The 16,956-nt window shown below is 73.5% G+C and carries 15 protein-coding genes; 8 read left to right on the top strand and 7 right to left on the bottom strand.

Annotation, left to right across the window (positions count from 1 at the left end; translation table 11 throughout):
• The first annotated feature begins 21 nt into the window (after positions 1-21).
• The 5 genes from F4554_RS11625 to F4554_RS11605 all read left to right on the top strand — a co-directional run bounded on the left by F4554_RS11625 (position 22) and on the right by F4554_RS11605 (position 8,755).
• Entirely contained in the window at positions 22-933 is a 912-nt protein-coding gene (locus F4554_RS11625) for an ATP-binding cassette domain-containing protein (protein ID WP_179787396.1), read from the top strand.
• Entirely contained in the window at positions 926-2,362 is a 1,437-nt protein-coding gene (locus tag F4554_RS11620; RefSeq protein WP_179787395.1) for an extracellular solute-binding protein, read from the top strand. The genes F4554_RS11625 and F4554_RS11620 overlap by 8 nt, the downstream gene beginning before the upstream one ends.
• On the top strand, positions 2,362-4,149 hold the full coding sequence (locus F4554_RS11615) for a sugar ABC transporter permease (RefSeq protein WP_179787394.1): 1,788 nt from the start codon (positions 2,362-2,364) through the stop codon (positions 4,147-4,149). Before F4554_RS11620 ends, F4554_RS11615 begins: the two co-directional genes overlap by 1 nt.
• Before the next feature lie 31 nt (positions 4,150-4,180).
• Positions 4,181-7,129: an ATP-binding protein gene (locus F4554_RS32995; protein ID WP_179787393.1), complete on the top strand. Its 2,949-nt coding sequence runs from the start codon at positions 4,181-4,183 to the stop codon at positions 7,127-7,129.
• Between the two features lie 69 nt (positions 7,130-7,198).
• Positions 7,199-8,755 (top strand): CehA/McbA family metallohydrolase, encoded by a 1,557-nt coding sequence (locus tag F4554_RS11605; protein WP_179787392.1) that lies wholly within the window; start codon positions 7,199-7,201, stop codon positions 8,753-8,755.
• 148 nt (positions 8,756-8,903) lie between these two features.
• Here the strand turns inward: F4554_RS11605 and F4554_RS11600 are convergent, their stop codons facing one another.
• Both F4554_RS11600 and F4554_RS11595 read right to left on the bottom strand, forming a co-directional pair.
• A complete protein-coding gene (locus tag F4554_RS11600) occupies positions 8,904-9,269 on the bottom strand; it encodes a HesB/IscA family protein (protein ID WP_092655922.1) in 366 nt (121 codons plus the stop codon).
• 135 nt (positions 9,270-9,404) lie between these two features.
• The gene (locus tag F4554_RS11595) at positions 9,405-10,511 is read right to left on the bottom strand and encodes a glycerate kinase family protein (RefSeq protein ID WP_202889254.1); all 1,107 of its coding nucleotides are present in this window, start codon (positions 10,509-10,511) and stop codon (positions 9,405-9,407) included.
• Between the two features lie 130 nt (positions 10,512-10,641).
• On the opposite strand from F4554_RS11595, the gene F4554_RS11590 reads away from it, so the two are divergent.
• The gene (locus F4554_RS11590; RefSeq protein ID WP_179787390.1) at positions 10,642-11,541 is read left to right on the top strand and encodes a GNAT family N-acetyltransferase; all 900 of its coding nucleotides are present in this window, start codon (positions 10,642-10,644) and stop codon (positions 11,539-11,541) included.
• 38 nt (positions 11,542-11,579) lie between these two features.
• On the opposite strand, the gene pspAB is transcribed toward F4554_RS11590, so the two are convergent.
• From pspAB to F4554_RS11570, 4 genes are all read right to left on the bottom strand, one after another.
• A complete protein-coding gene (gene pspAB / locus F4554_RS11585) occupies positions 11,580-12,149 on the bottom strand; it encodes a PspA-associated protein PspAB (protein ID WP_179787389.1) in 570 nt (189 codons plus the stop codon).
• 86 nt (positions 12,150-12,235) lie between these two features.
• Complete coding sequence (gene htpX, locus F4554_RS11580; RefSeq protein WP_179787388.1) at positions 12,236-13,138, bottom strand: zinc metalloprotease HtpX; 903 nt, start codon at positions 13,136-13,138, stop codon at positions 12,236-12,238.
• 128 nt (positions 13,139-13,266) lie between these two features.
• A complete protein-coding gene (gene pspAA / locus F4554_RS11575) occupies positions 13,267-13,545 on the bottom strand; it encodes a PspA-associated protein PspAA (RefSeq protein ID WP_179787387.1) in 279 nt (92 codons plus the stop codon).
• Positions 13,542-14,366, bottom strand: a complete 825-nt coding sequence (locus F4554_RS11570; protein WP_179787386.1) for a PspA/IM30 family protein — start codon at positions 14,364-14,366, stop codon at positions 13,542-13,544. Before F4554_RS11570 ends, pspAA begins: the two co-directional genes overlap by 4 nt.
• A gap of 366 nt (positions 14,367-14,732) precedes the next feature.
• Between F4554_RS11570 and F4554_RS11565 the strand changes: the two genes are divergently transcribed.
• The gene (locus F4554_RS11565; protein ID WP_179787385.1) at positions 14,733-15,329 is read left to right on the top strand and encodes a DUF3043 domain-containing protein; all 597 of its coding nucleotides are present in this window, start codon (positions 14,733-14,735) and stop codon (positions 15,327-15,329) included.
• A gap of 89 nt (positions 15,330-15,418) precedes the next feature.
• Here F4554_RS11565 and F4554_RS11560 read toward each other — a convergent pair whose 3' ends face one another.
• Positions 15,419-15,628 (bottom strand): hypothetical protein, encoded by a 210-nt coding sequence (locus tag F4554_RS11560; RefSeq protein WP_179787384.1) that lies wholly within the window; start codon positions 15,626-15,628, stop codon positions 15,419-15,421.
• Positions 15,629-16,171: 543 nt separating this feature from the next.
• Here F4554_RS11560 and F4554_RS11555 point away from each other — a divergent pair.
• Positions 16,172-16,954: an SCO2322 family protein gene (locus F4554_RS11555; RefSeq protein WP_179787383.1), complete on the top strand. Its 783-nt coding sequence runs from the start codon at positions 16,172-16,174 to the stop codon at positions 16,952-16,954.
• Positions 16,955-16,956 lie beyond the last annotated feature (2 nt).

Here is a 16,956-nt window from a genome sequence, read left to right as displayed (position 1 = left end):
GCTGTCGGTACGGGGAGCGGCATGGCCGGATTGCGACTGGACGATCTCAGCGTCGAGGGCGTGTGTGCGTCCTGGTCGCTGACCGTGCCCGTCGGTGCCGTCCGTGCGGCCGTCGTCCGTGACCAGGAGTCGGTGCGCGACCTGCTCGAGGTGGTTCTCGGGCTGGTCGCGCCGACCGGCGGTCGGGTGCTCGTCGACGACGTGAACGCCCTGGAGCAGCCCGACGACCACCACCGGCGCCGCCGGCACCGGGCCGGCAACGACGACCAGTGCCGGGTGCGCTACGTCCCGGCGTCGGGCGGACTTGAACCCGGGCTGACTCTGCTGCAGAACCTCACCCGTGCGAGCTGTCCCACCGTGCGGGTGGCTCACCGCCGGGCGGCCGCGCAGGCCCGGGAGACCGCGACCCGGCTCGGGCTGCGCCGGTTGCTGGGCCGCTACCCCGAACAACTCACCGTGGGCCAGCGTCAGCTCGCCGGGTTCGCGCTGGCGCTGTGCTGGCGGCCGTGCGCGCTGGTGGTGGAGGACTCCCCCGACCTGCCCACGTGGGACGCGGCGCTGGAGTTCGAACGCCTGCGGCTGGACCCGGCGGGTGTGCCCGGCCCGAGGGGGCTGTTCGACGAGGTGGCCGGGCTGGTGCTCACCACCGATCCGGCCCGCACCAGACTGCTCGACCCCGACCCGGTTGGCGTACAGCCCGCGAGTGCTCCGGCGGGCGACTCGCCGGAGCGGGCGACGGATCGCGAGCGGGGCGAAGGCGAGGACAGAGACGGGGACGGCGGAACCGAGGACGGGGACTCGCACGGCGAGGGCGACGGCGAGGGCGACGGCGAGGGCGGCGGCGAGGGCGGCGGCGAGACGTCCGGGCGGGCCGGCGAGCGCGTCGGCAGCGGCGAGTCCCGGGACACCGGCAGCGGCAGCCGCCATGCCTGAGTCGCCGGTCCCGACGCGGCGAACTCTGCTGCGCGCGGCTGCCCTGGCCCCGCTGGCCGGCGCCGCGACCGGATGCGGCGCGTCCACCGTCCTCGGCGAGCGCCCCACGGTGCGCGTCGCGGTGAGCTGGAGCGCGGGTGAGCTGGCGGCGTTCCGCAGCGTGCTGGCCGGGCTGAACCACCTGCCCGGCTTCGGGCCGATGACCTACGACGTGACGCCGGTGCCGTTCGGGGACGACATCGGGACCGCGCCGTCGGCGCGCGGCGCGGGGCGGCTGGACCTCGTGATGCTGCCGCTGCCGGGTGAGCTGCGCCGCCACCTCGACACGCTGGCACCGATCCCCACCGACTTGTGGCCGGCCTCCCCCGCCGGGTCCGCCGGGTCCGCCGCGCGGTACGCGCCGGTGTGGCGGTCGCTGTTGTTCGCCGCCGACCCGCGCGCGGGCGGACCGCACGCCGAGCGCCGCCGGGCGTACGGTCTGCCGTTCAAGATGTCGAACAAGTCGGCGGTGTGGTACGACCGCGACCTGTTCCGTCGCCTGCGCCTGCGACCGCCGGGCACCTGGGCCCAGTGGTTGCGGCTCAACCAGACCCTGCGGTCGGCGGGCGTGTGCCCGCTCGCCCTCGGCGTGGCCGACGGGTGGTCCCTCACCGACTTCTTCGAGAACGTCCTGGTCGGCACCTCGCCGTCGACGTACGAGCGACTGGCCGGCGACCCCGCGCACCGGCCCGCCCTGTGGGGCAGCGCACCCGTGCGCACGTGCCTGCGCCGCCTGGCCGACCTGTGGGGCCCGGCCGGGACGCTGGCCGGTGGTGTGACCGGGTCGCTGGTCCGGCAGTTCCCCGAGGCGGTGCTGGAGGTGTTCGGCTACCACCGTGCGGCGATGGTGGTCGTGGCCGACTACGCCGAGCCGTACGTACGCCGGTTCGCCACCGACGACAGCGAGAACGGGCCGGGCCGGATCGGGGTGTTCCGCTTCCCGCGGATGTCGCCGGAGCTGCCCGCCCCGCTCGTCGCCGGTGGCGACGTGATGGTGCTCACCCGGCCGGCCGGTCCGGAGGCGGTCGACCTGCTCCGCCGGCTCGCCCACCCGCGCGCCCCGCTGCCGTGGATCGCGAGCACGGGCGGCTTCATCGCCGCGGACCACGACACCCCCGCCACGTCCTACTCCCCGCAGGCCGCCGCGCTCGCGGCCGAGTTGCGCACCGGCACCTTCCACTTCGACCTGTCCGACCAGCTCGGCGCGGTCGGGTCCCGGGAGGGCATGTGGCGAGCGCTGAAGGACTTCCTCGTCGACGTGGCGCCCGAGCGTGACGGCGGCGCGGGCCGGACCGTGGACGCGGCCGTCGAACGGTTCGTCGCCCGGATGCGGCTGGCCGAGGAGCGCGAGCGGGCGTCCGACGCCGCCGTCGGGACCGGGGGCGGCTGATGGTGATCCACAGTCACCGGGGCCTGCGGCTGGAGGTCACCAGCCGGCCGATGTCCGGCCCGCTCGTACCCGGCGGTCGCGGATTCGCCGGGTTGTACGTCGCCCTGCTCGTCGCGGCGGCCGCGCTCCTCGTCGCGTTGCTGGTGGTCCCGACGCTCCTCACCGCCGGCTCGGCGTTCGGGTCGCCCCGGCTGCACCTCGGGTACCTCGCCCAGGTGTTCGCCGACGGGGACTCCCGGCGAGCGTTCCTCAACACCATCGGCTGGCTGGTGGTGGCCCTGGGGCTGGTGCTCGTCGGCTTCTGGATCGCGCTGCTCAGCCGCCGGCTCGGCCGCTGGTCGGTGGCCTTCGTCAACGTACTCATGCTGCCGTTCGGCCTGTCCGCGCTGGCCTCCGGCGCGGCGTTCCGGATCATCTTCGACCCCGCGCCCGAACGCGGCACGGCCACCGCCCTGCTGACGTACCTCTTCGGCGGCAGTCCGGTCTGGCTCGGCCCCTGGTGGGTCTGGTGGGTGCTGGTGTCGGCGTTCGCGTGGACCTGGCTCGGCTTCGTGGTCTCGTTGTTCCGGGCCGGGCTGGAGGCGATCCCGCCCGAACTCATCCGCCGCGCCCGGCTGCAGGGACCGACTGGCCGGCTGGACGGCGTGTGGCGGCTGCAGTGGCGGATGCTCCGCCCGGTCACCGCGGTCGTCGTTCTCACCCTCCTCGTCGCCGCCGCCCGGATCTTCGACCTGGTGCTGATCGTGGTACCGGTGCCGATGCAGGACGAGGTGGACGTGGTGTCGGTGCGCTGGTGGCGGCTCACCACGTCGGCCACCGAGCAGGGCGAACCCGCCGCGATCGCGCTGGTCCTGCTCGCCGTGGTGGCCGCCGCCGCGCTGGGCGCCCGCAAGGGGATGCGCATCCCGCACGGCGTGCCCCAGCCGCCTCCGCCCTGGTGGCGGCGCCAACTGCTGGCCGGCTGGCGGCGGCGCGTCCCGTGGCTGAGCGCCATCGTCGGGATCGCGGTCAGCCTGCTGTGGGCGTTCCCGTTGTTCGTACTCCTGGCGACCGCGATCCGCGCTCCGGGCGACGCGGGCATGCTCGGCTGGTGGCAGCCCGCGCGCCACCTGCTCAGCCTCGCCTCGCTGGCTGAGGTGTGGAACGCCGGACTGCCCGGGGCGCTGCTCGGAACCCTCGGCGTGGCCACCGGCTCCGCGCTGCTCGTGGTGAGCGTGGCGGTGGTGCCCGCGCACGCGCTGGCCGCAGGTGTCGTACGGGGTCGCGCGCTCACCGTCGTCCTGGCCGTCCTCAGCGTCTTGGCGGTGCTACCGGTGCAGATGTACGTCGGTCCGCTGCGCCAGGCGTTCACCGCGGTCGGCCTGTCCGGCTCCCGCCTGCCGCTGGTCCTGATGCACGCCGCGGCCGGGCTGCCGTTCGCGATCCTGCTGCTGCGGGCGGCACTGTCCGCCGGCAACGAGGGCCGCTACGCCGACGCACTCGGCGGGCTGACCGGCTACCGCACCGGGGCGACCCGGGTCTGGCGTACCACCGGGCCGGCACTGGTGGCCGTGGCGGTGGTGGAGTTCGTTCTGGTGTGGGACGACTTCATCGTGAGCTTCCTGGTCAGCGGCCCGGGCGCCAGCCCGCTCACCCTGGTGTTGTGGGGCGAGGCCCGGCAGTTCGCCACGTCGACCGGACCGGTCGCGGCGGCGGCGGTCGTCTCCGCGGCGGTGCCGTCGATCCTGCTGCTGCTGACCTGGCGGCGCTGGGTCGTACCCGGCCTGACCGGCGGGGTGCTGCGATGAGTGGCTCGTACGCGGTGAGCGGGGTGCCGCGATGAGTACGCCGCCGGTCGACGACCACCGGCCGCCGAGCGCTACCCCAGTGACCAGCGCTGGGTCCGGCGCCAGGTCCGGCGCCAGGTCCGGCGCGGGGTCCGGCGGGCCTGGCCGGCGCCCGGGCGGTGCGCCGACCGGTCCCGGCTACCAGCAGCCGGGACCGGTGCGGCAATCCGAACGCGCCGCCCCCGCCGACGTCACCGACCTCGGCGGCCCGGAGCCGTGGGTGCTGCGCCGCCCGCGTTCGGGTCCGCTCCACTTCCTCCTGCGCAGCACCAGCGCGATCGCCCTGGCCCTGCTCAGCGGCGTGGCGGTGAACGTCCTCACCGACGTGTGGAACTCCAGCCCCCTCGGCACCGACCTCAACGGCGCGGTGCGGGCCGGGCTGGTGGTGGTGCTCGCCGGCGTGGTGCTGGTCGCCGTGGCGCTTCGGGTGCTGGAGCGGCGGCGCGCCCAGGCCGCCGGCCGAGGCAGGGAGCCGGCACTGGTCGCTCCGGGTACGCCGATCAGGCCGGCCTGGCACCGGGCCGGGCCTGTGCTGGACGACCGGGACGCCGCCGTCGCGCACGGGGTCCGCGCACTGCGTGAGCATGGTGTCGCCGCGATCGTCGGCGAGCCCGGCACCGGCACCTCGGCGGTGGCCGCCGGCGTCGTGCACGCGCTCCTCGAGAGCGGCACCATCCGGGCCGGCCAGGTCGCGCCGTTCGACCTGCGGGGCTGGGCGTGGGAGCCGGACAGCCCGCTGACCCTGGCGAGCCACCTGCTGCCGGCGTTCGGGCTGACCGGGCCGACGTCGGACGCCGACCTGCCGGAGGCGGCCCGCCGGCTGCACGGCGTACTCGCCGAACGCCGGGTGCTGCTGGTGCTGGACAACCTCACCGCGATCGGACAGCTGGAGTGGCTGGCGCCGGTGCTGTCGGCGCGGCCGCGCGAACCCCGGCTGCTCGTGGTCGGGCGGCCGGGGCTGGCCGAGCTGTTCGAGCCGTTCGAGGGGTCCGAGCCCGGTCCGCCGGACCAGGCCGACGGGTCCGGTGGGCACGCCGAGCACGCCGAGCATGCCGATCCCGACGGCGGCGCAGCGGTCGTACGGCCGTACGAAGTGGTGACGCTGGCGCCCGTGGGCACCGAGGCCCTCCGTGCGGTCTGGGTGGCCGCGGGCGGCCCGAACGACCCGCCCGGTGGCTGGCTGGACGGCGTACTCCCCCACTGCGGCGGCCTGCCCAAGGCGGCACACGACCTCGCCCGGGAGTACGTCCGCCCGGGCGGGCCGTGGACGCCGGACGAGCTGCTCCGCGCGCTCGACGCCAGGACCGGTCGGCCCGGGATGGAGGCGGTCTGGACCGCGATCCTGGAACGCACCGGGGGCAGCCTGTCCCGGCGCGGCAGGCTCCTGCTGGGCGCGCTGGCCGAACTCTCCGTCACCGAGCTCACCGTGGAGGCCATCGAGGCGGTACGCGGCAGCCTGGACGACCTGATCCAGATCCTGGAACGCGGCGAGGACCCCGTCCATGGCGGGCAGGTCGAGCCGTCACCCGATCCGGTCGCCGAGCTGCGCGACCGCCGGCTCATCCGGGAGACCGCGGCCGGGAGGTACCGCCTGCCGGACGAGATCCGCGCGGTGATCCGCGCACCGGGAAGCTCCGCCGAGGGTGCCGCGAGCGCGGCGGTGGCCCGGCAGGCACTCGTCCGGCACTACGCCACGTCGGCCCGCACCTGGATGCGCGCGCTGGACTCCACCCGTGGTGCCGCGGCGGCGGCCCGCTGGTTCCAGACGACGGAGCCGCTGATGCACGCACTCCTGGCAGGGGCCCCACGGGACGAGGGGCCCGAGTTCGACGCGGCATCGGCGACAGGATCCGGCGCGGGGTTCGGCCGCAGTTTCGGTTTCGGTGCCGGTCCGGGGGCCGGTCCGGGGACAGGTCCGGGTGCCGGGTTGGGTGCCGGGCTGGTCGACGACCTCTGCACCCTCGCCGACGCCCTGGACCGCTGGCACGCCCGAACCGGCCGGCCCGGCGACCCGGGAGGACAGCCCGCGGAGTTCGTCCGCGTACTCCGACAGTCCCGCCGGCCCGACCTCGCCCAGCTCTCAGACATCCGGCACGCCGCCGCACTGCGCCAGGCGGGACGGCTGACAGAGGCCGAGACCGAGCTCACCCGCGCCGCGTACACCCGGCTGCCGGTCCGCAACCGCAAGTACGCCTCCGCGCTGCAGGCGCGCCGGCACCACGAGACCGCCCTGCACCTGCTGGCACTGGCCGCCGCCACCGACGACCCGACCGCCGCGGGCGTACGACTGCGCGACGCCGAGCAGGAGCTCTACCTGTGCTGGGCCGCTCTGCCGGTCCGGGACGTGTCCGGTGAGGTGACGACGCTGCTGACGATGGCGGAGGTCCACCTGCGCCAGGGACTGCCCGACCGGGCGCTGGACCGGCTGGACCTGGCCGAGATCCGCGCCGCCGACAGCGCCGACCCGAGCGGCCTGGCGTACACGCACGAACTCCGCGGCGTCGCCGCCTGGATGCAGGGCCGCTCGCCGGCGGCGGTCGTTCGCTGGCAGCGGGCGCTCACCGGGTTCCGCCAGCTCGCCGACACCGCCGGCCAGGCCAGGTGCCTGCAACACCTGGGCTCGGCGGTCCTGGTTGCCCCCGAGCTGACCGGCCTGTTGCTGGAGGAACGCCGCCGCCCGCACGACGAGGTGGCCGCGGCCCGGCAGGCGCAGGTCTGGCTGGAACGCAGCCGGCGGCTGCGCAGCGGGCCGCCGACCGCGGTGGCCGAGCACTACCTCACGCTGGCCCGCCGGCACGCCCGCCGCGGTGGCGTCGCGTCGGCGTCCGGACCGGAGGAACTCCCGGCCGATCCGCAGCCGTCGCGGCCGGACTCCGTGCCGGCCACCCGGATCGGCCGGTTCATCGCGGGCTTCGGCCGGCGTACCTCCTCGCCCACCTGAACCCCGGGCCCCGCGAACCGGCCATGATCCGCAGGACAGGCCGAGGACTGCGCGGCCATACTCGAAGGCGTGACGTTCTCCCCCGACACCCCTCCCGAGCCCGAAGCCGCCACCACCCGGCGGGACGACCTCACCCAGATCCTCGAGGGCCGGCTGGAACCCGGTGCACCCGACTGGGTCTACCTGCCCGTCGACGTTCCGCCCGGCGTGGCCGAACTCGCTGTCCGCTACGACTACGACCGGCCCGCCACACCGTCCGGCGTACCCGGCAACTCCCTCGACATCGGCGTCTTCGACCCGCGCGGGCACCGCGTCGAGCACCCGGCCGGCTTCCGCGGCTGGTCCGGCGGCGCACGCGACGCGTTCGTCATCTCCGCCTCCGACGCCACCCCCGGCTACCTGCCGGGACCGATCCGGCCCGGCACCTGGCACATCGCGCTCGGCCCCTACACCGTCGCACCGCAGGGTCTCGCCTACCGGGTCGAGGTGACGCTGCGTCCCGGCGAGCCCGGGCAGCCGTTCGTCCCGAACCCCGCCCCGCTGCGGGCGACCGGCCGCGGGCCGACGTGGTACCGCGGCGACCTGCACACGCACACCGTCCACTCCGACGGCGTACGGGAGCCGGCCGAACTCGTCGCCGCCGCGCGGTCGGCCGGGCTGGACTTCGTCGTCTCGACCGAGCACAACACGACCTCGGCCCACGGCATCTGGGGCCACCACGTGCCGGACGACCTGCTCGTTGTCGACGGCGAGGAGGTCACCACCCGCAACGGCCACCTGGTGGTGGCGGGCCTGCCTGCGGGCACCTGGATCGACTGGCGGTTCCGGGCCGTCGACGGCGTGCTCCCCCGGGTCACCAGGAGGCTGCATGGGTTCGGCGGACTGGCGATCGCGGCGCATCCGTTCTGCCCGTACGTCGGCTGCGCCTGGAAGTTCGGCTTCGCCGACGTGGACGCGGTGGAGGTGTGGAACGGCCCGTGGACTCCCGACGACGAGGTGTCACTGCGGCAGTGGGACGCGGCGCTGGTCGCGAGCGGCGCCGGCGGACGCTGGCTGCCGGCCGTCGGCAGCAGCGACACCCACGCCCACGACGATGCGGTGGGCCTGGGCCAGACGGTGGTGTGGGCGGATGACCTGACCCGGGACGCGATCCTCGCCGGCGTGCGCGCGGGCCGCAGTTACGTCGCGGAGTCGGCCGCCGTGGAGGTGACGTTCGAGGCGAGCGCTGCCGGGCGGACCGCCGGCATCGGTGAGCGACTGCCGGTCGGGTCCGACGTACCGGTGGAACTCGTGGTGACGGTACGCGGCGTCCAGAGCGGGTTCGTCCGGTTCGTCTCCGACGAGGGCACCCTCGCCCAACTTCCGCTGCCGAAGCCCACCGGGACGGGTTCGGGCCTCGCCTCGAGCGGCGACTCTCGAGCCGAGGTCGACGGTCAAGCTGAGGTCGAGGTCGAGGCTGGGATCGAGGCCGGTCGGATCACCTGGGCCACCACCGCGGCGGTCTCGAAGTACGTCCGCGTGGAGGTACGCCACACCTCCCCCCAGCCGACCGTCTTCGAGGGCATGGCGGCGTTCACCAACCCGATCTTCCTGGACGCGGAGGACTGCCCGGCGGAGCAGCGCTGAGCCCACCCACCGGGAGCCCGGCGCGGCCGGCGCACAACGACGGCGGCCCCGCCGGGGCGGACGCAGTGTCCGCTCCGGTGGGGCCGTCGATGCTTCTTCGCCCTCTGCTACGCCGACCCGCCATCAGGGGCAGGTCGCGCGGGTCGACTCAGTGGAAGGAGTCGCCGCAGGCGCAGGAGCTGGTGGCGCTGGGGTTGTCGATGGTGAAGCCCTGCTTCTCGATGGTGTCGACGAAGTCGATCACCGCACCCTGCAGGTAGGGAACGCTCATCCGGTCGACGACCACACCGACGCCGCCGAACTCACGGACCGTGTCGCCGTCCAGGTCGCGCTCGTCGAAGAAGAGCTGATAACGCAGGCCCGAACAGCCACCGGGCTGCACGGCGAGTCGCAGTCGAAGATCGTCCCGACCCTCCTGCTCGAGGAGGCTCTTGACCTTCGACGCGGCCGCGTCGGTGAGCACCACGCCGTCGGCCTGCTGGTCCTGCTGGGTCACGTCGCCCTGAATGGTCATCCTTCGGACTCCCGTGGTTGTCCCGGAGATAGATGTCGCAGGCTCAACGCCTGTGGGGGCACCGTACATTCCGATGCACCGGTCCATGGTCGCATAGTTCGGACCGTACGACGCTCCTCGGGACCTCATCGGGGCTCAGCGCGACCAGGTTCGCGCCACCCGCCGGGCCAGGTCGACCAGGCTGTCCCGCGGCGCGCCGAGCGCCCGCTCGCGGCCCACGAGATCGACCAGCGAATAGGCGGATTCGACGCCCATCGTCCGCATTTCCCGGATCCCGACCAGCACCTGCCCGGCCAGTACGACACACGGCCGGATCGCCTCACCGGCCACCGACGCCACGCCGGAGACCACCTTGCCGCTGGCGGACTGGAAGTCGAAGGACCCCTCCCCCGTGAGCACCAGGTCGGCCGCCCGCGCGCGGTCCGGCAGCCCCACGGCGGCCGAGATCGTCTCGATGCCGGGCACCCGGGTGCCACCGAGCAACAACAGTGCGTAGCCGAGTCCACCGGCGGCGCCGGCCCCCTTGGCGTCGGCCAGCGACCGGTCGGCCTGGTCGGCGAAACGCTCCAGGGCCGCGTCCAGGGGGATCCGGCGTTCCTCCGCGACGCCCTTCTGCGGGCCGAAAACGTTGGTCGCGCCCCGCAGCCCCAGCAGGGGGTTGTCGACGTCGCTGGCGGCGAGGACCTCGACACCGGCCAGCCGCGCCCGGGCGGGCTCCAGGTCGAGGTCCGTCACCTCGGCCAGGGCCGCACCTCCGGAGGCCAGGGCGCCCGCCGGCTGCGCGGTCGCACCGAGGGCGGCGAGCAGGCCCGCGCCCGCGTCGTTGGTACCGCTACCGCCGAGGCCGAGGACGAGTCGGCGGGCACCCGACTCCAGGGCCGCCGCGACGAGTTCGCCCACGCCGTACGTCGTGGCGCGTTCGGGGTCCCGGCGCTCCGGTGGAACCAGGTCCAGCCCGCAGGCCTGCGACGTCTCGATGTAGGCGGTCTTCTCGTGCAGCAGGACGGTCGCCGGCGTGGGCTCACCCAGTGGGCCGGTGACCGTGACCGCGAGCAGCTCGCCCCCCAGCGCGGCGGACAGGACGTCGACGAAGCCCGGCCCGCCGTCCGACATCGGGACGGTCACCACCTCGTCGTCCGGCGCCTGGTCGTGCCAGCCGGCGGCCATCGCCTGCGCGGCTTCGACCGCGGTGAGGGTGCCGGCGAACTTGTCGGGAGCGATCAACACGCGCACGGGCGCCATCCTTCCGGGTCGGCGCGGCCCACACCGCTTCGGGGTGCTTCGGGGTGCTTCGGGGCGCTTCGGGGTGCTTCGTGGTCCGCCCGAACGCCGACCACCGGGGGTGGCGAATCGCGCGTAATAGGGTCGCATCGTGCTGATCAGGCCGATGCGTGACGACGACATCGGGGCGGCGCGCGCGCTGACCCACGAGGCGCTGCAGCGCAGCCGTGCGGCCACCAGGCCGGCCGCCCTGCCCGCCCCGCCGTCCGGACCACCGGCACCGGACTGGAGCGGCCGCTGGGAACGCCGCGCCAAGCACCTCCTGCGACACGACGCCGAGGGGTGCTGGGTGGCCGAGATCGAGACCGACGGCGGGAGCGGCGAGGTGATCGGCGTGGCGATGTCGCTGCGCCGGGAGAAGCTGTGGGGGCTGTCGGCCTTCTTCGTCCACCCGCGGGCCCAGGGTGCGGGCGTCGGCACGGCGTTGCTGGACGCCGCCCTCGGCTACAGCCAGGGTTGCCTGCGCGGCATCGTCATCTCCACCGCCGACCCGCGAGCCGCCCGCCGCTACCGACTCGCCGGCTTCACGCTGCACCCCACCATCCGGGTCGCCGGTACGGTCGACCGTTCGGCGCTGCCGGTGGTGGACGGCGTGCGCACCGGCGGGCCCGGCGACCAGGACCTCTGCGACTCGGTGGACCGGCGGGTACGCGGCGCCGCGCACGGCGTCGACCACGAGTTCCTGTGCGCGGAGTACGGCCTGCTGGTGTCGGACACGTTCACCGGGAGCGGCTACTGCTTCGTCGACTCGTCCGGGTCGCCGGTGCAGCTGGCCGCCACCAACCGCAAGATCGCCCAGCGGCTGCTGTGGGCCGCGCTGGCGGTGTCACCCGAAGGTGCGGACGTACGTATCGACTACCTCACCGCCGACCAGGAGTGGGCCGTCGACGTGGCGCTGGCGGCTGGGCTGTCCCTGCGGACCGAGGGCTACCTGTGCCTGCGCCACCTGCGCCCGCCCGCGCCGTACCTGCCCTCCGGCGCGTTCCTCTGACCGCCCGCGGGCGGTCAGAGGACTCACAAGCGCCCGGCTCACATGCCGGGTGCGCCCCACACCGGGAACCAGCGGGACAGGTCTTCCTCGATCTTCAGGTCGTTGGCCACCAGCCCACGGGTCTGCAGCTCCAGCGCGTTGTCCCGGCGTTCGCCGGACAACGGGGCGAAGGGGTAGAAGGCGCCGCGCTTGTAGAGGTAGACCAGCGCCAGCCGGCGGCCGTCGCCGTTGACGAACGTGACCAGCGAGCACAACAGGGACGGGCCGAACCCGGCCGCCTCCAGCGATGAGTTGACCGCGTGCAGGTCGGTGACCAGGCCGGAGGAGTCCTCCGGATCGTGGCGTACGACCAGCCAGGTGAAGCCGTAGTCGTCGTTGACCCGCTCGACCTTCGGCCCCTCGTCGGCGTCCAGCAGCTCCTGGATGTCGGCCTGGGTGGTCGCGAACGCCCCGCCCTCGGCGGCGCGGTAGCACACCGAACCCACGCCGGTGGGCCGGAAGTCCGCAGCTGCCTGCAGCGTCAGTGCCGCCTGCGGAAGCCCGAACAGCTGGTCGAGGTCGGGCCTCTTCGGCTGGCTACGCCCGAGGATCGCGTCGAGGAACTTCATGCCTGCAGCCTTTCGGTTCCGCGGAGTTCGGAGCGTGGCCGTGGGCGCCCCTCAGGTGCGGGCGCCCACGTGGTGCGTCACTTCTTCTACAGCATCGGCTTGCCGAGCTCGGCGCTCACCTGCGCCAGCCGGGCCAGGCGCTGCTCGGTCGAGGGGTGGGTGGACAGCAGGTTGCCCAGCGACTTGCCCACCGCGGCCGGGGCGAAGAAGAACGCCTGGGCCGGCTGGGCCCTGCGCAGGTCCCGCGTCGGGATCGCGGAGATGTCGCCGGAGATCTTGGTGAGGGCGGACGCCAGCGCCGAGGGCTGGCCGGTGAGGTAGGCACCGGCCCGGTCGGCGGCGAACTCGCGGTAGCGGGACAGCGCCCGGGTCAGCAGGAAGCTGATCACGTAGACCGCGATGCTGGCCAGCCAGACCACCGCGAACACCAGCGCGGCGTTGTTGTCCCGGCTGCCGCGGCCCATGCCGGAGTACATCCCGAACCGCGCGACCAGCCCGGCGAGCACGCCGAGGAACGACGCGATCGTCATCACCGCGACGTCGCGGTGCGCGACGTGCGACAGCTCGTGGGCGAGCACGGCCTCCAGCTCGGTCCGGTCGAGCCGGCGCATGATGCCGGTGGTGACGCAGACCACGGCCTTGTTCGGGTTGCGGCCGGTGGCGAACGCGTTCGGCATCTCGGTCGGGGCGATCGCCACCCGCGGCTTGGGCATGTCGGCAAGCGCGCACAGCCGGTCGATCACCGCGTGCAGCTCCGGCGCCTCGTCAGGGGACACCTCGCGGGCGCCCATCGCCATGAGCGCGATCTTGTCGGAGAAGAACCACTGCGCCAGCAGGAACCCGCCGGCGATGATGATCACCCAGGCGAAGTTCAGTCCGGCGGCGATGAGCCCGCCGACGGCCGCGACGTACAGCAGGCCGAGCAGGAACATGACCAGGACCATCCGCGACGTGAGGCCCCGGTCGGGTTGGAATCGTGTGCGAGCCATGTGTTTCACCGCTCCTTGAAGGGTCACCCATACGACGACGCGCGAGCACCAGAATGTTCCCGGCGCTCGCGCGTGTGGCGGATGAGTTCAGTCACCTGCTGTGGTCGGGTTGGTGGAGACCACCCGATCTATCCGGGGATGAGGCCTTCCTCCCCCAGAAGCTCCTTCACCTCGTCGACCGTGGCGTCCTCCGGCGGGAGGAAGAGGTCGGACTCCTCCAGCGAGTCGTCCGGCAGCTTCGTGCCCACCGCGCGTACCTGCTCGAGGAGAGCGGTCAGCGCTCCCCGGAAACCTTCCTCGTCCCCGGCGTTGACCGCGGCCTCGAGTCGCGCGTCGAGCTCGTTCAGCGCGTCGAGGTGCTCGTTGGGAACCCGGAGCTGCCCCTCGCCGAGAATGCGGACGATCACGATCCCTCACCTTGCCTTTGTGGCTGGTCCGGTGCGGGCTGGGCGGACTGCTGCGTCGCGGACGGCGACGCCTGCTCGCCCGGAGTTGCCTGTCCTTCGATCTGCCGGGCCGGTGTCGAGCCCCCGCCGAGCTGGGCCTTCATCGCGGCCAGCTCGCTCTCGACGTCGTTGCCCGACGCCATGCGCTCCAGCTCCAGGGAGATGTCGTCCTTGCTGGTGCCGGTGACGTCGTCCAGCGCGCCGGAGGCCAGCAGCTCGTCGATCGCACCGGAACGGGCCTGCAGCTCGGCCGTCTTGTCCTCGGCCCGCTGAACGGCGAGGTTGACGTCGCCCATCTCCTCGGAGATGCCGGTGAACGCCTCGCCGACCCGGGTCTGCGCCTCGGCCGCCGTGTAGGTGGCCTTGATGGTCTCCTTCTTGGTGCGGAACGCCTCGACCTTGGTCTGCAGGCGCTGCGCCGCGAGGGTGAGCTTCTCCTCCTCGCCCTGCAGCGTTGCGTGCTGCGTGCTGAGGTCGCCGATCTGCTGCTCGACGCCGGACCGCCGGGTCAACGCCTCGCGGGCGAGGTCCTCACGCCCCATCGACAGCGCCTTCTGCGCCTGGTCCTTGAGCTTGCTGGACTGCTGGTTGAGCTGGTTCATCTGCAGCTCGAGCCGCTTGCGGCTGGTCGCGACGTCAGCCACACCACGCCGGACCTTCTGGAGCATTTCCAGCTGCTTCGTGTAGGAGTAGTCGAGCGTCTCGCGCGGGTCTTCGGCGCGGTCCATCGCCTTGTTGGCCTTCGCGCGGAAGATCATCGCGAAGCGGTTGAGAATACCCATCGAGGTCGGCCGCCCCCTTCGTCTCCAGGCCGGTCGTGCCTCCCTGCCGCGGATGGCACGGGACGGCGTCGTGTGTGGGTTCACCCTATGCCGACGAACGTACAAGGGCGACCCCACCTCCCCCGGACATTTCCCCTAGACGAGCCGCGATCGCGAAGAGTTCCCGGCGGAGTCTCTCAGCGGATTTCCCGGCGTGTTTTCGGAAGAGTCTCCGGCAGATGTCCAGGCTGATGTCCCCGCAGATTCCTGGCAGATTCCCGGCGGAGCCGGCGGTCGGATCACGGTCGGATGCCGCCGGGGACCGCACCGCCGGTGACGGCCCGGGCGGGCTTGGGCGCGGATTTGCCGGACCGTTACTCTGTGGGCGTGTTCCGACGCCGTACGACAACCGAGGCCCCCGCCGAGACGGCCACCGAGCCGACGCCGTCCGAGAAGGCCGGCGGCACCGGCGGCAAGGGACGCCCCACGCCCAAGCGCCGCGAAGCCGAGCAGGCCCGCAAGACCCGGGTCAGCGCGCCCCGCGACCGCAAGGAGGCGGTCCGCCAGCAGCGGGAGAAGTCCCGCTCCGAGCGGGCCAGGATGCAGCAGGCGATGGCCACCGGCGACGAGCGTTACCTCCCGGCCCGGGACAAGGGACCGGTGCGGAGGTTCGTCCGCGACTATGTCGACTCCCGCCGCACCCCGGCGGAGTACCTCCTGCCGTACTTCCTGGTCATCTTCATCTTCATGACCCTGCCGATGCCGCAGGTGCGGGTGGTGGCGACCTACCTCTGGCTGGTGGCGATCATCATCGTGCCGCTGGACCTGCTCCTGCTGGGACGACGGCTGAAGAAGAAGCTGCGCGAGGAGTTCCCCAACGACAGCCACCGCGGCGCGCTGTCGTACGGCATCATGCGCTCGACCCAGATCCGCCGGCTGCGGATGCCCAAGCCGCAGGTCAAGCCCGGCGGCGAGAAGATCTAGGACAGGCCCTGGGCCGTACGACCGTCCGGGCCGGATCGGCTCCGGCCCTTCGGGTCAGCCCGGCCGTCGGTCCCCCGGACGCCGGTACTTCAGTCGGCCGGGTGCAGGCTCATCGGGCCGTAGACCTCGCGCCCGGCTTCGAGCAGCGTCACCTGGTCGACACCACTTCCGGAGAGTTCGCGCCAGGTTTCGCCGATCCAGCTCTCGGCGTCGCTCTGCGAGGGGAACTCACTGCGGGCTAGCTCGCCGGCGTCCACGGGGTTGCCCTCGGAATCTTCGAGTCGCCACGTCCAGGTCATGAAAGCCGAGCTTAGAGGTTTCCCGGGGTTCGTCGTGGGCAGCTTGGTCGGGCACGGCCGGGGCCGGTCGTGCGGCCAGGCCGGTGCGACCCCGCACAGGACCCGGCACAGGACCCGGTACTGGCCTCCCAACGGAGCGTCTCGCGGAGTTCCGGACATCTTTGACTTCCCGGGCCGGCCGTGAGAGCCTCCGTCCTGCACGACGTCGTCGGGCGAGACCCACCAGGTCCCGCACGCAGGGAAAGCCGGTCCGAATCCGGCGCTGACCCGCAACCGTAGGCCGCGTGCCCGCACGTCCGTACGACCTGACTCGACCCCGAGCCGGGATCGCGCGAACTCACCGGGTGCCCGCGGCGAGCCGGAGCACCTGCCGACGACGACCGGCTCCACGACACCCGTCGAGGTCTGCGGGCGGAGCGCGGGTCACGCACCCGAGCCCTGCCCTCGTCTACCGGCGTTCCACGCCGCACGTAGCCGGGGGCGTTCTCATGTGTGGTCCCGGTTCCCATGGCCGTGACCGCACCATGAGAAGAGGACACCCGAATGAGGTTCGTTCCGAAGGCCGCCCGGCGCTCCGCCGCCGCCTTCCTCCTGACCACCCTGGCGACCGTGCTGGCCGCCGGCCTGCTCGCCACGACCCTCGGCGCGGGGGTCGCACAGGCGTCCGCGTACCGCTACTGGGGCTTCTTCCAGTGGAAGGACAACGCCTGGAAGATGGCCTCGGTCGGGCCCGGCTCAGTCACCCCGAAGGACGGCGCGGTCGACGGCTGGCGGTTCGCGGTGTCCGGTGAGAAGTCGCCGCCCCGGCTGCCGCGGGCGGCCGCCGACTTCGCCGAGCTGTGCGGCGGCACCAAGGCGCAGGCGGGCAAGAAGCGGGTCGGGGTCGTCCTCGACTACGGGCTGGCCGACGAGGCGCCCGGCGGGCAGCAGCCCGCGAAGGCCCGGGGCGCGTGCGCGCTCGTGGACGCCAAGGCGACGTCCGCGCAGGTGCTCGCCGCGGTCGGCGACGTCCGTGAGCAGAAGAGCATGATCTGCGCGATCGACGGCTTCCCGTCCACTGGTTGCGGCGACCCGGTGAAGAAGGCTCCGGCGGTCGCCTCGCCGGAGCCGACCGTGGCGCTGGCGCTGCCCGCGAGCCACACCGATGCCAAGGCGGCCGGCAAGAAGGCCGGCGCCGGCGAACCCCGCGAAGGTGCCGGCGACCGCGCCGTCGACGCGGGCTCCGGCGGGCTGCCCGTCCTCCCCGTGGTCGCGGTCATCGTCGTCCTGCTGGGCGGCGGGCTGCTGCTCCTTCGCCGGCGACGGAACGCCGACCAGGGCGCCTGAGC

The organism is Actinopolymorpha rutila (genome assembly GCF_013407855.1).
Lineage (GTDB): Bacteria > Actinomycetota > Actinomycetes > Propionibacteriales > Actinopolymorphaceae > Actinopolymorpha > Actinopolymorpha rutila.
This window is presented reverse-complemented; position numbering and strand designations above follow the sequence as displayed.